The organism is Buchnera aphidicola (Hyadaphis tataricae) (genome assembly GCF_005081445.1).
In the GTDB taxonomy this organism is placed as follows: domain Bacteria; phylum Pseudomonadota; class Gammaproteobacteria; order Enterobacterales; family Enterobacteriaceae; genus Buchnera; species Buchnera aphidicola_AE.
The window spans coordinates 483,366-497,539 of sequence record NZ_CP034873.1; the positions used below are offsets into that span (position 1 = coordinate 483,366).

At 24.0% G+C, this 14,174-nt stretch carries 10 protein-coding genes; 9 read left to right on the top strand and 1 reads right to left on the bottom strand.

Annotated features, from left to right (window positions below; all coding sequences use genetic code 11):
- Positions 1 to 22 precede the first annotated feature (22 nt).
- From holA to tusA, 3 genes are all read left to right on the top strand, one after another.
- A complete protein-coding gene (holA, locus tag D9V69_RS02225; protein WP_158356700.1) occupies positions 23 to 1,042 on the top strand; it encodes a DNA polymerase III subunit delta in 1,020 nt (339 codons plus the stop codon).
- A gap of 13 nt (positions 1,043 to 1,055) precedes the next feature.
- Positions 1,056 to 1,688: a nicotinate-nucleotide adenylyltransferase gene (gene nadD / locus D9V69_RS02230; protein WP_158356701.1), complete on the top strand. Its 633-nt coding sequence runs from the start codon at positions 1,056 to 1,058 to the stop codon at positions 1,686 to 1,688.
- 66 nt (positions 1,689 to 1,754) lie between these two features.
- On the top strand, positions 1,755 to 1,991 hold the full coding sequence (tusA, locus tag D9V69_RS02235) for a sulfurtransferase TusA (protein WP_158356702.1): 237 nt from the start codon (positions 1,755 to 1,757) through the stop codon (positions 1,989 to 1,991).
- Between the two features lie 96 nt (positions 1,992 to 2,087).
- Here the strand turns inward: tusA and asd are convergent, their stop codons facing one another.
- A complete protein-coding gene (gene asd / locus D9V69_RS02240) occupies positions 2,088 to 3,197 on the bottom strand; it encodes an aspartate-semialdehyde dehydrogenase (protein ID WP_187308314.1) in 1,110 nt (369 codons plus the stop codon).
- 302 nt (positions 3,198 to 3,499) lie between these two features.
- On the opposite strand from asd, the gene D9V69_RS02245 reads away from it, so the two are divergent.
- From D9V69_RS02245 to recB, 6 genes are all read left to right on the top strand, one after another.
- Entirely contained in the window at positions 3,500 to 4,087 is a 588-nt protein-coding gene (locus D9V69_RS02245) for a YhgN family NAAT transporter (protein WP_158356704.1), read from the top strand.
- Positions 4,088 to 4,162: 75 nt separating this feature from the next.
- A complete protein-coding gene (locus tag D9V69_RS02250) occupies positions 4,163 to 5,338 on the top strand; it encodes a phosphoglycerate kinase (protein ID WP_158356705.1) in 1,176 nt (391 codons plus the stop codon).
- 36 nt (positions 5,339 to 5,374) lie between these two features.
- Positions 5,375 to 6,451, top strand: a complete 1,077-nt coding sequence (fbaA, locus tag D9V69_RS02255; RefSeq protein ID WP_158356706.1) for a class II fructose-bisphosphate aldolase — start codon at positions 5,375 to 5,377, stop codon at positions 6,449 to 6,451.
- A 116-nt stretch (positions 6,452 to 6,567) separates the two neighbouring features.
- Positions 6,568 to 7,419: a small-conductance mechanosensitive channel MscS gene (mscS, locus tag D9V69_RS02260; protein WP_158356707.1), complete on the top strand. Its 852-nt coding sequence runs from the start codon at positions 6,568 to 6,570 to the stop codon at positions 7,417 to 7,419.
- A 63-nt stretch (positions 7,420 to 7,482) separates the two neighbouring features.
- Complete coding sequence (recC, locus tag D9V69_RS02265; RefSeq protein WP_158356708.1) at positions 7,483 to 10,680, top strand: exodeoxyribonuclease V subunit gamma; 3,198 nt, start codon at positions 7,483 to 7,485, stop codon at positions 10,678 to 10,680.
- A 6-nt stretch (positions 10,681 to 10,686) separates the two neighbouring features.
- Positions 10,687 to 14,166 carry an exodeoxyribonuclease V subunit beta gene (gene recB, locus D9V69_RS02270; protein WP_158356709.1) on the top strand — a complete coding sequence of 1,160 codons (3,480 nt, stop codon included), beginning with the start codon at positions 10,687 to 10,689 and terminating at the stop codon, positions 14,164 to 14,166.
- Positions 14,167 to 14,174 lie beyond the last annotated feature (8 nt).

Below are 14,174 nucleotides of genomic sequence, written 5' to 3' on the forward strand. Positions count from 1 at the left end.
TTCTGATATAATTTTAGTGTATATGAATATTCTACATATAGAAAAACTTAAAAACCATTTAACTAAAACTATTCACCCTTGTTATGTCTTATTAGGAGAAGATGATTATTTAATAAAAAAAAATCAAGATTTAATTTTAAAAATATCAAAATTCAAAGGTTTTCAAGATTCTATTATGATTGATATAGAAAACGTACAAGATTGGAAAAAAATCATCCATTTTTATCAACAAAGAAATTTATTTTTTAAAAAAAATATATTAATTATCAATTTTATTGCCAAAATATTAAATAAAACACTAATTTTAAAAATTAATAACATTAATAATTTATTTCACAAAGATATTTTGATAATTTTAAAACTTAATCATATATCTAATTTGATTAAACAACATCAGTTGTTAGATAATTTAAAAAAGTATAGCATTTTGATTTCATGTTTTACACCATATCGTTCACATTTTATTAATTGGATTAGATATGAAATTGATGAAAAAAATATAAAAATAGACGAAAAAGCTTATTTATTATTATGCGAACACTATGAAGGTAATACGGATTTTATTCATAAAATTTTAAATACAATATTGATATTTTATCCAAAAATTAATATTACAGTAGAAAAAGTTAAAAATATAATTTTTGATTGCTTTAACTTTACCCCATTACATTGGATAAATGCTATACTAAAAGGAAATCAAAAAAAATCAGTGGAAATTTTAAATACTTTTTTTGAAAAAAAATATAATCCTCTTTCATTAATACGTTTTTTTCAAAAAGATTTATTAATATTAATTCAGATACATCGTAACAAAAAAATAAATATCGATGAGTTTTTGAAAAACAACAACGTGTGGAGTACAAGGCGTGCGTTATTTAAAAATATGATCTTAAAAATCGATAAAGATATAATGTTAAACGCAATTAAAATACTTTTAAAAATAGAAATAAATATCAAAAAAAACCATAATGATTCAATCTGGATACAATTGCATGAACTAACTTTAGTGTTATTTAAAAAAAATATCAAACTAATTAAATAATTTATACATAATAATGAACAAATTATACGCGATATTTGGTGGCAATTTTGATCCAATTCATTACGGCCACATTCTTTCTGTTAATAATCTAGCTAAAGAAATATCTATAAATCATATAATATTTTTACCAAATAACAACCCTCCACATAGAGAGAAAACAAAAACATCTATTATAGATAGAATTAATATGATTAAAATTGCTATTAAAAAAAATACTTTATTTAAAATCAGTTATTTAGAAACAAAAAAAAAACAAATTTTTTATACTATAAATACTTTAAAAAAAATCAGAAAAAACATTGGTTTTTCAGCATCCTTGTGTTTAATAATAGGACAAGATCACCTTCAACATTTACATCTCTGGAAAGATTGGCAAGAAATACTGCGATTTTCTCATCTATTAATTCTTCCTAGAATTTGCAAAAATATAAATTATACATTAGAAAAATGGATACAATCCCACATTGTTAGTAATTACAGTTTACTACATGAACAATCGTCCGGTTTAATTTATTTTTCAAATATAAATCGAATTAATATTTCTTCCACTATCATTAGATATAATTATTTGAACGGTATCAGTTGTAATCAATTGTTACCAGATTCTGTAAATCAATATATCTTATCAAAAAAATTATATTTTTAACAAATAAAACTACATTAGTAAAATATTAATTTTATTATTTTAAAAAAATTTTTGAATTAAAACATAATGAAAAAAAACAATATAATTGTATTAAATTTGATTGGTCTGAGATGTCCAGAACCTATTATGATGATTAGAAAAACAATAAGAAAGATTCAACAAAACAAAAAAATATTAGTAGTTTCCGATGACCCTTCAACCAAAAGAGATATTCCTAATTTTTGTTATTTTATGGAGCATCAATTATTAGAAAATAATATAGAACATATTCCTTATCATTTTTTATTAAAAAAGGGTATATAGTTATTTTTTTCAAAAAACATAAATATATACACTTAAATTTTAATATATTATTATTAAAATACAGTGTATATAAAAACTATGTTTTATAAAAAAATATTACAAATGAATCAATATATTTAACATTCTTCTTAAAGGTTCCGCAGCACCCCATAGTAATTGATCCCCAACAGTAAAAGCTGACAAATATTTTTTTCCCATATTTAATTTTCTTAGGCGCCCTATTGGTACATTTAAAGTACCAGTCACGGCTACAGGAGTTAATTGTGCTAAAGTATCTTGAATACTATTTGGAACCACATTGACCCAATTGTTTTGACAGCTAATAATATTTTCAATATTTTCTAAAGATAAATCTTTTTTTAATTTTATAAAAAATGATTGACTATGACATCGAAGAGAACCTATTCGAACACACATACCATCAATACATACATGATTTTTAAAACCTAAAATTTTATTAGTTTCTACTTGACCCTTCCATTCTTCTCGACTTTGACCATTGCTCATTTTTTTGTCTATCCAAGGTATTAAATTACCCGCTAATGGTATAGAAAAATGTTTTATAGGAAAAATATTGCTACGAGATATTTGAGTAACTTTATGCTCGATATCTAAAATAGAAGAATAATTTGATAAATCCTCAGCAATAACATTATAAATGGTGCCCATTTGTTTTAATAATTCAATTACATGACGAGAACCTGCTCCAGATGCTGCTTGATAAGTTGAAACAGAAATCCAATCGATGAGTTCTTCTTTAAATAATCCACCTAAAGACATGAGCATCAGACTAACTGTACAATTTCCTCCTACAAAAGTTTTAATGCCCTTTTCAATAGCATGATGTATAAGATCGGAATTAATTGGATCTAATACAATAACGGTTTTTTTATCCATTCTTAAAATAGAAGATGCATCTATCCAATACCCATTCCAACCATATTTTCGCAATATTAAATACATTTTTTCAGTGTAAGCGCTGCCTTGACAAGTAATAATAATATCCATTTCTTTCAATAATTCTATGTTATAAGCATCTTGTAATTTTTTATATAAAATATTTTTTATTGATGGACTATCTTGACCACATTGAGATGTAGAAAAAAAAACCGAATGAATATTACAAAAATCTTGTTCTTCTAACATTCTTTTTAATAATACCGAACCAACTATACCTCTCCAACCCACTAAACCAACTGTTTTCATAATTGATAAAATACGGATTGTTTATATTAACAATATTTTTTTTCATTGCGATATAGAAAAATTAGTTAAAGTAAAACAATTCCGCCTCCGAAGAAAATTGATAAAAAGAAACAATAAAAAGTATATACTTTTTATAAACGTGTAATATATTTTTCAAAAAGATAAAAATCAAAACATAACAATTTATGTCTAAATATAATATAAAATTGTTTTTTATGTTAGAAGTAAAATCTATATAATTATATTTTTTAAAAAATATATTGTATAGCAACATTATAACTGAAAAAGGCAAAAAAATTAAAATGAATGAGATTATGTCTACAACTATATTATTAATACTAATTATGGATCCATTAGGAAATCTTCCAATATTTATGACTGTTTTAAAACATCTAGAAGAAAAAAGAAGAAAAATTATAGTTATAAGAGAAATGATTATAGCTCTCATTATTATGATATTGTTTTTATTTTTAGGTGAAAAAATACTAATTCTTTTAAATTTAAAAACTGAAACAGTTGCTATATCTGGAGGCATTATTTTATTTATTATTGCTATTAAAATGATTTTTCCTACTGAAGAAACAGATAATATTTATTCAAAAGAAGAGCCTTTTTTAGTTCCATTAGCTATTCCACTCGTAGCAGGACCGTCTTTATTAGCTACATTAATGTTATTATCGCATAAATATTTAAATCAGATGCATTATTTAGTCCTATCATTACTAATAGCCTGGTTTTTCACAATAATAATATTATTATCATCTAGTGTATTTTTAAAATTATTTGGATCTAAAGGTGTTAATGCCTTAGAACGTCTAATGGGTCTTGTGTTAATTATGTTGTCTACTCAAATGTTTCTTGATGGCATTCAAGATTGGTTTTCCAAATAAAATTATATTACTATTTATCTGTATATTTTTAAACAAATAAAATTTTAAAAAATTTATAATTAATGAGTGATCCTTATGAACATAATAAAAATGAATGACTTAGATATCACGGGAAAAACTATTTTAATCAGAAGTGATTTAAATGTTCCTATAAAAAATGGAGTAATTCAATCGGATGCTCGACTCTTAGCTGCTCTTCCTACTATTGAATTAGCAGTGAAAAAAAATGCTAAAATTATTCTCATGTCTCATTTAGGGAGACCAACAGAAGGATATTATGAAAAAAAATATTCTTTATTTCCTATATTTGAATATTTTAAGAAAAAATTACATTATACAAAAGTATATTTTTGTAGTAACTATTTGCATAATATAAAATTAAAAAAACAAGAAATTGCAATTTTAGAAAATGTTCGTTTTAACAAAGGAGAATTAAATAATGACGACATACTTTCTAAAAAATATTCCGATCTTTGTGATATATTTGTAATGGATGCTTTTGGCAGTTCACATAGAATGCAATCATCTACTTATGGTGTAGCAAAATTTTCTAACATTGCATGCGCTGGACCGCTTTTAATAAAAGAGATAAATTGTTTAACAAAATTATTAGAAAAACCCAAACGTCCTATGGTAGCCATAGTCGGCGGCTCTAAAGTGTCAACGAAATTTAATCTATTAAAAAAAATATCTAAACTTGCAGATACTGTCATAGTGGGTGGCGGTATAGCAAATACTTTTTTAGCTATTGATTATAATATCGGAAAATCATTATATGAAAAAGATTTTATATTAGAAGCTAAAAAAATACGTGATAAATATAACATTATTATTCCTATTGATTCTCGAGTAGGAAAAAATTTTTCTGAAACTGCGATATCTATAATTAAATCGCCCTATGATATACAACAAAACGAAGAAATCATGGATTTTGGGGATAAAACTATTCAAAAAGTCATTGATATTCTTAAAGAATCTAAAACCATTCTTTGGAACGGTCCAGTAGGAGTATTTGAATTCCCGAATTTTAGAAAGGGTACAGAAGCAATTGCTAAAACCATTGCAAAAAGCAATGCTTTTTCTATAGCTGGAGGAGGAGATACGTTATCTGTAATTGATATGTTTAATATTAAAAACGATATCTCTTATATTTCAACTGGAGGAGGTTCTTTTTTAGAATTTATTGAAGGTAAAAAATTGCCTTCAATACATATACTAGAGGAACGTTTTAAAACAAGAAAAATGAACTAATATAATTTAAAAAACATTATATAATCGGAGAAAAAATTGAAAATTTTAGATTTGATAAAACCTGGTGTAGTTAATGGAAATGAAGCCAGGATAATTTTTGAACTTGCCAAAAAGAAAAAATTTGCAATACCTGCTGTAAACTGTATCGGTACAGATTCTATAAATGCTGTATTAGAAACAGCAGCGCGAGTACAATCGCCAGTGATAATTCAATTTTCTCATGGTGGCGCTTCTTTTATTGCTGGATATGAAAAAAGATTTCTATCTCATCAAGAACAAGCTATAACTGGTGCTATATCTGGAGCAAAACATGTTCATTTAATAGCTAAATATTATAAAATTCCGGTAATATTGCATACAGATCATTGTGCAAAAGATATATTATCATGGGTTGATGGACTATTAAAAGTTGGAAAACGTTATTATCAAGATCATAATAAACCACTTTTTACATCACATATGCTAGATTTTTCTAAAGAACACTTAAAAGAAAATATTGCGATTTGCAGCAAATATTTAAATAAAATGCAAAAAATGAACATGATGTTAGAAATAGAATTAGGATGCACAGGAGGAGAGGAGGATGGTGTAAACAATACTGAAATCGATAGAAATTTGCTTTACACAACACCTGAAGATGTCAATTATGCATATGAAAAATTACAAAAAATCAGTAAAAATTTTACTATTGCAGCCGCATTCGGTAATGTACATGGTGTTTATAAAACCGGAAATGTTCATCTCCAACCTATTATTTTAAAAAATTCACAACAATATGTAAGTCAAAAACATAATTTAAAAAAAAATCCGTTAAATTTAGTTTTTCATGGTGGTTCAGGTTCTAACTTAAACGAGATAAAAGAATCGATTCAATATGGAATAGTTAAAATGAATATTGACACCGATATGCAATGGGCAACATGGAATGGAATCTTAACTTTTTATAAAAAAAATAAAAAGTTTTTACAAACTCAAATAGGAAATAATATTGATCGATATCAACCTAATAAAAAATATTATGATCCAAGATCATGGATCAGACACGCTCAAAAATCAATGTCTATTAGATTAGAAAAATCATTTAAAGAATTAAATTCTTTTAACGTTTTATAAAATATATAATATTTTATTACGGGGAATAAATAACAATATTCTCCGAAAAAATGTTTTTTAAAAAAATAATATATGCTTAATTTTTAATACTTGAGAGTAAATTTATAGGAATAATAATGGAAGAATTAAATGTAGTCCACGATATTAATCATGTAGGAAATTGGGTACTGCGCAATCAAGAAATACTCTTCGGATATTTAATTAACCTCATATCTGCAATGATTATTTTAATAATCGGGCTATTTATAGCCAAAATAGTATCAAATGGAGTTTATCAAGTATTAATTACCCGTAATATAGATATAACTATAGCTGGTTTTCTTTCAGCGTTAATGAAATATATTATTATTACTTTAGTTTTTATTGCTGCATTAGGACGTATCGGAGTGCAAACTACATCTGTTATTGCTATTTTAGGAGCTGCTGGGATGGCAATAGGTTTAGCATTACAAGGTTCTTTATCTAATTTTGCAGCTGGTATTCTTTTGGTTACTCTCAGACCATTAAAAACAGGAGAATACGTAGATCTAGAAAACGTATCAGGTACAGTTTTAACAATTCAAATTTTTTATACTACGTTACGAACTTTAGACGGAAAAATCGTAGTAGTGCCTAATAACAAAATTATTTCTGGAAATATTATTAACTATTCTAGAGAGCCAGCTCGTCGTAATGAATTTATTATTAGTGTATCATATGATAGCGATATTGATTTAGTAATAAAAGTATTACGAAAAGTAATAGAAAATGAAGAAAGAGTAATCAAAGATAGAGATGTTGTTATTGGTCTTAGTGAACTCGCGCCCTCTTCTTTAAATTTTATAGTACGTTGTTGGAGTAATAATAATGACTTAAATATTGTATATTGGGACTTAATGGTTAAATTTAAAAAAGCACTAGACGAAAACAACATTACTATTCCTTATCCTCAAATCGACGTGCATCTTCATAAACACAAAAATATATAAATAAAACAAAAAATGTTAAGAATTTACATTATTTTGTACTTATTCTAAAATAATCAGGTTTTTATGCTCACAGTTTATCAATCAAATGAACTTGATATTTTATTATCAAAAATATGCGAAATTATTCAAAAAAATCCGTTATGTAATATTTTTGAAAAAGAAATCATCATTCATGACAATAATACTTTATTTCAATATTTAAATATATTCATTTCAAATAAAATTGGCATTGCTGCTAATTTTAAGTTATATCATCCTAAAAATTTTATATATCAAGTATTTGAACGGTATTTATCTAAAAAATTTACAAAAAATTCTTTTAATCAATCAAGTATGATTTGGAATATCATGAATGTGTTAAATAAAAACAATATTTTCACAAAAATACATCAACCAAAAAATATGTTGAAACGATTTAAACTATCATATTTCATGGCAAAAATGTTTGAAAAATATCTTACTTATCGTCCGAATTGGATTGACTCATGGGAATCTAAAAAAGATCAATCTGCATTTGAAAAATGTGATATTTGGCAAATAAAATTATGGAAAGAAATAATAAAAGATTTTAAAAAAAATAATAAAAACTGTGATCACTTTTCTAGATTATTTTATGAATTTAATTCATTGTCAAATCATGAAAAAAAAGCAATTAAACTTCCTATACGTATTTTTATTATTTCTTCTATTACATTAAACTCTGCTTATATTAAGATTTTTGAAATTTTAAGTCATAACATTGATGTATATTTTTTATACATTACTGCTTTTAAACAGCAGCAATACCATGTACAAAATCTGCATAATACATACTCTCTTTCAAACAATACAGATGTAATATTTAATCAAAAACATCATTACATCATATCATTATGGAAAAAAATTGAAAACTATTATAGTCCTAATATTTTCAATTTTAAAAACAGCAAAATTATTAATTGTTTTAAAAAAAACAAACAAAATACAATGTTACATTGTATTAAAGATAATTTTTTAAAAAACAATACTTTATATCAAAAAAAAAGAAAATTAATTTTAAAAGATGATTCTATTACAATTCATTCTTGTGATAGTAAGCAAAAAGAAATTGAAATTTTATATGAAAATATACTATTTTATTTAAAAAATAACAAAAATATAAAACTCAGGGATATAGTTGTAGTTTCATATTCACTCAGTGATTATATACCGTATATCAATGCAATATTCAAATCTAAAGATAAAAAATCTAATCTACATTTTTATATTACAGAAGAACCTCCTAAAAATCTAAAAACAACACTATTTTGTTTCAATAAATTATTAAATTTGAAAAATAGTCGTTTTGAAAATAAAGAAATATTAGAACTGTTTGATATACCTGAAATAGCAAATAATTTCGATATTTCAAAAGAAGATATAAAAATATTGCATTATTGGATAGAAGAATCCGAAATTCGCTGGGCTATTGATGCTAAACATAAAAACAGTTTTTTATTGCCTGAAAACAAAGAAAATACATGGATATGGGGAATCGAAAAACTGCTTCTGAGTTATGCCACAAATAAGACTAAAATGATTTGGAAGAATACTGTATCATGTGCTTTAATGAATAATTCTAGATCAGAGTTAGTAGGAAAATTATATTTTTTTATCAATACTCTTAAGAAATGGAAAAAAAAATTATCATATAAAAAAAACATTTTGTCTTGGCGTTCTTTGTCTACAGAGATAATAAACGACTTTTTTCATCAAAATAAAAGAACAGAAAAATCTGTTCAATTCATTCAAAAAAATTGGGAAAAAATGATTGATAATATTCTATTATCTAATTATGATAATAAAATATCAATCGATATACTCAATAAATATTTTATGTTGCAATTCCAGTATAAGAAAAAAAATTTTTTTCCAAGTGTAATAAACTTTTGTCATCCATCGGAAATATGTTACATACCATTTCAAATCATATGTGTCATTGGAGCTGATTATCAAAATACGCCAAAAAAATATGATTTAGATCAGATTAATCTATTACATCGATATCCAAATCTTGGTGATCCAAATATTTATAAAAGATATTTTTATTTTTTGATTCAAATTCTTTCTTGTTGCAAAAAATTTTTTTATGTCAGTTATGTTCACTCTAATGTTGAACAAGAACATGGACAAAACCCTTCAATCTTTATTAATCAATTGTTAAATTATGTATCATCTATTTTTTTTATTGAAGGAAATAACAAAAATAAAGCAACGATATTTAATTTTTTATGTAAAAAATATGATAAACAATATTTTTATAAAAAAATACATATTTCTTATTATAATAAAAAAAACACAATAAAAAATCTTCAAAAAACTTCTTCAGACTGTAAATATTTAAAAAAAAATATACTGCAAAAAATTGATTTAAAAGATTTAATTTTATTTTGGAAGAATCCAATACGTCATTTTTGTAATCATAAATTAAAAACTAGATTGAACTTCATGAATGAAAACTGTGTAAAAACTGAACCCTTTTCAATCAACACATTAACTGCTTTCACAATTAAACAAACCTTATTAAATTATTTAATAAAAGAAAAAAAAACACAAAATATTTTGCAATATTATACATTATCTGGAAAACTGCCCTATGGTTTTTTTGGACAGGTTGCTTTAGAAAAATTAAATAATGAAATGATGAATCTAGCGAATGTAGTAATTAAAGAGAGACATTTGACAAAAAACGAAACAATTAATATCAGAATAAATAATTTTCAAATTCTTGGAACATTATCCGAAGTGCAAAGTACAGGATTGCTACGTTGGCAACCAAATAAAATTCACTATCATGATAGAATGTCTTTATGGATAGAACATTTAGTATACTCATTAAAAAAAAATTATGGAACCAGTAAAATTATCGGATACAAAAATCAAATATGGTCTTTTCCCCCAATGTCTTATCACGTAGCATTCAATTATCTTGTACAGTATATCGAAGGTTACATAATAGGTTTACAACAACCAACGTTGCTGACAAAATCTGGTGCATCTTGGCTTGATAAAGTTTATGATAAAAAAAATAACATAATCAAAATGGATGAAAACAGCCAATCTCAAGGCTATAAAAAATTCTTAGAAACATGGATTGGAAACGATTATGTGTCAGGAGAACAAAATGATTTATATGTTCAACAAGTGATTAATATATTAAATCAAAAATATATCAAAAAAATGTGTCAAACGGCTCAGATATGGTTCAGTCCAATATTAAAAAATAAAACTGGTAAGAAATAAAAAACTATGAATACTTATCGTCCAAAAAAATTAGATCTTTTTAAAATTCCACTAAATGGAATTAATTTAATAGAAGCTTCAGCTGGAACAGGAAAAACTTTTACTATTGTATTATTATATTTGCGTTTATTATTAGGTTTAAAAAGGGATAAAAATGTAAAAAAAAAACTTTTAATAAATGAAATACTTATAGTGACATTTACTAATGCTGCAAAAGAAGAATTGCATAGAAGAATCAAAGATGGTATACATACCTTATATTTAATTTGTAAGAAAAATGATCAACCAAATTCTTTATTCAATATTTTTTTCAAAGAAATAGTTAATATAGAAGATGCTATTTGTACTTTAGATCAAGCTCAAAAAGATATAGATAATATCTCTATATATACAATCCATGGATTTTGCCAAAAAATTTTGAATTTATATGCATTTGATTTTCATCCTATTTTTAAAGAAAATATTATCGAACAGGAAGAAACATTATATTTACAAGCTATACAAGATTTTTGGAGACGTACTTTTTATCATCTTCCAAAAGATATAATTAATATTATTTATAATGAATTTAATCACCCAGAACGTCTTTTACAACAAATTAAGCCCCTTTTGAATATTTATTCAATTGATTTTGAAAAAAAATTTGCAAAAAAAAATAGTTTTCTCTACTGTCATAAGAACAATATTAATTATATTAATTATGTTAAAAAAATTTGGAAAAAGTATTATTATGTGATATTAAATAACATTGATAAAATTAAAACTAATAAAAATATATACAATAGTTTAAATATTCATAAATGGATCGAAAAAATTACAATATGGTCACAGACGACTACGACAGATTATACAATTCCATCTGTATTAAAATACTTCAGAAAAAAAAATATAGAAAAAGTATATTTTAAACATATTTTATTTAACTCAATTGAAAAAATACTCGAAAAAAATTTTTCATTAAAAAATTCTATTATATTACATGCTGTAAAAAGTATTCCTCAAATCATATCTAAAGAAAAAAATAAGAAATCTTTATTAGAATATAATGATTTATTAAGTATTCTTCTTAAAAAAATTAAGCAAGAAAAACATTTAAAATATTTAATCAGAGAAAAATACCCTGCGGTATTTATTGATGAGTTTCAAGATACAGATCCTCAACAATATAAAATATTTAATTTAATATATAACACAAAAAAAACAACATTATTTTTGATAGGAGATCCAAAACAAGCAATATATAGTTTTAGAGGAGCAGATATTTTTTCTTATTTAAAAATAAAAAATACAATAAAAAATCAATATTATTTAGATACTAACTGGCGATCTTCAAGTAATATGTGTCAAAGCATTAATCATCTATTTTCTCAAAATAATCATCCTTTCATACACGAAAAGATTTCTTTCATACCAGCATTATCCCCTAAAAAAAATGCAAACATGCACTTTACAATCAATGGAATGTCTCAATCCGCACTTAGTTTTATTTGTCGAAAAGAAGAAAACTCAAAAGAAAATAACAAAATTTGGATCGCACAACAATGTGCTAATGAAATTAGCTATTGGTTAACTTGCGCACAAAAAGGAACAGCAAAAATTACTAATCAAAAAGGAGAAAAAATCTTAAAATCTAAAGACATTGCTATATTAGTAAGAAATAAAGAAGAAGCTAATATAATTCAAACAGAATTGCATAAATTAAATATCGATTCTATATATTCATCGCATAAAAAAAGTATATTTCAAACTGCAGACGCGAAAGAATTATTATCGATATTGAAATCAGTTCTAGAACCTTCTAATGAAGAATTATTTCAACAAGCCATTTTTACTAAAGTATTTAAAAAAATATTTTTTAAAGTAAAAGAAAAAAAAAATTATTCATGTATTATAATAGAAAAATTATACGAATATTATAATATTTGGAATGAGACAAGTATTTTTTTGTTAATTGAGCATATCATACAAGAATATCAAAAAAATATACACTTTTTAGGTATTGATATAAATAATCAAAAAATTATCAATTTTTTACAAATTGCAGAATTATTACAAGAAAAATGTCAACATTATAATCAAAATATATCTTTATTATATTGGTTTGAAAATAAAATAAAAGAAAAAACACAACCTACATTTAAAGAACACATTAGATCTTTTGAGACATCTGAACCAATTAAAATTGTAACAATACACAAATCAAAAGGTTTAGAATATTCTATTACATGGATACCCTTTAACATTTCATTGTATCCATCAAAATTACCAATATATCATAACAGCAAAAATCTTAAACCTTTTTTTGACATTGAAAACAATAATAAAAATGTACGAAAGGCCCAAAAAGAAACACTGTCAGAAGACTTGCGTTTTTTATATGTTGCTCTTACAAGATCAATAGTACATTGTAGTATTGGAGTAACATATACCAAAAAAAGAACAATGCCATTGAAAAAAAATTACACTGATTTAAGCGCTTTAAAGTATATTATTCAAAATGGACAATATATGAATTATCATTGTTCACTTAACATTTTACAGAAACTGATAAAAAAAAATGTCATTGAGATCAAAAATAACACAAAATCACCAAAAGTATTCACAAAAAACAATCAATATCTATATTTACTGCAAAAACCTAATTATTCAAATATCAATATTGAGAATACTTGGAATATAACTAGTTTTACTAAATTGTCTCAAGAAAAAAAATTATTAATCCATAATAACCAAGAAATTATCTTAGAAAATTTTTCAATAGAAAATGAGTCAAAAAAATCTGATTTAAACATACATAATTTTCCTTTAGGAATAACTACTGGAAGATTAATTCATTATATATTAAAAAAATTAAATTTTTCAAATAAAAAAACAATACATTGGTTTTCAGAAATATTAGAAATGTTTAAAATCTCACAAAAATGGTCTTTAATAATCATGTCTTGGATCGAAACAATTATAAACATTCCTTTAAGCAATCATAAAATTACTCTATCTAAACTAAAAAAGAATTCATATGTAAAAGAACTAGAGTTTTTTTTGCCAATAAAAAAAACATTATATTGTAAAGAATTTAACAACATTATTCAAAATTTTGATCCTATATCTCACTCTTCACCAAAAATATTTTTCAATCCTGTATCAGGTATATTAACAGGTTTTATTGATTTAGTTTTGTTTTGGAATGATAAATACTATATTATAGATTATAAATCTAATTGGATAGGAAAAAATGATAATTGTTATTCTTATGACCATATCAAAAAAGAAATGATTAAAAAAAGATATGATATACAATATCAAATATACACTATAGCAGTACATCAATATTTAAAAACAAAAATAAAAAAATATAATTACGAAAAACATTTTGGTGGTATTTTATACATTTTTTTACGTGCTATTCATAACAAAAAACACAATGGAGTTTTTTATGTACTACCAAAATTTAAAATGATAGAACGTTTAATTGATTTAATTTCATAAAAAAGTAC

Excerpts from the sequence above, each read along its gene's own strand:
- holA (WP_158356700.1), top strand. The coding sequence starts at position 23 with ATGAATATTCTACATATAGAAAAACTTAAAAACCATTTAACTAAAACT.
- nadD (WP_158356701.1), top strand. The coding sequence starts at position 1,056 with ATGAACAAATTATACGCGATATTTGGTGGCAATTTTGATCCAATTCAT.
- tusA (WP_158356702.1), top strand. The coding sequence starts at position 1,755 with ATGAAAAAAAACAATATAATTGTATTAAATTTGATTGGTCTGAGATGT.
- asd (WP_187308314.1), bottom strand. The coding sequence starts at position 3,197 with ATGAAAACAGTTGGTTTAGTGGGTTGGAGAGGTATAGTTGGTTCGGTA.
- D9V69_RS02245 (WP_158356704.1), top strand. The coding sequence starts at position 3,500 with ATGAATGAGATTATGTCTACAACTATATTATTAATACTAATTATGGAT.
- D9V69_RS02250 (WP_158356705.1), top strand. The coding sequence starts at position 4,163 with ATGAACATAATAAAAATGAATGACTTAGATATCACGGGAAAAACTATT.
- mscS (WP_158356707.1), top strand. The coding sequence starts at position 6,568 with ATGGAAGAATTAAATGTAGTCCACGATATTAATCATGTAGGAAATTGG.
- recC (WP_158356708.1), top strand. The coding sequence starts at position 7,483 with ATGCTCACAGTTTATCAATCAAATGAACTTGATATTTTATTATCAAAA.
- recB (WP_158356709.1), top strand. The coding sequence starts at position 10,687 with ATGAATACTTATCGTCCAAAAAAATTAGATCTTTTTAAAATTCCACTA.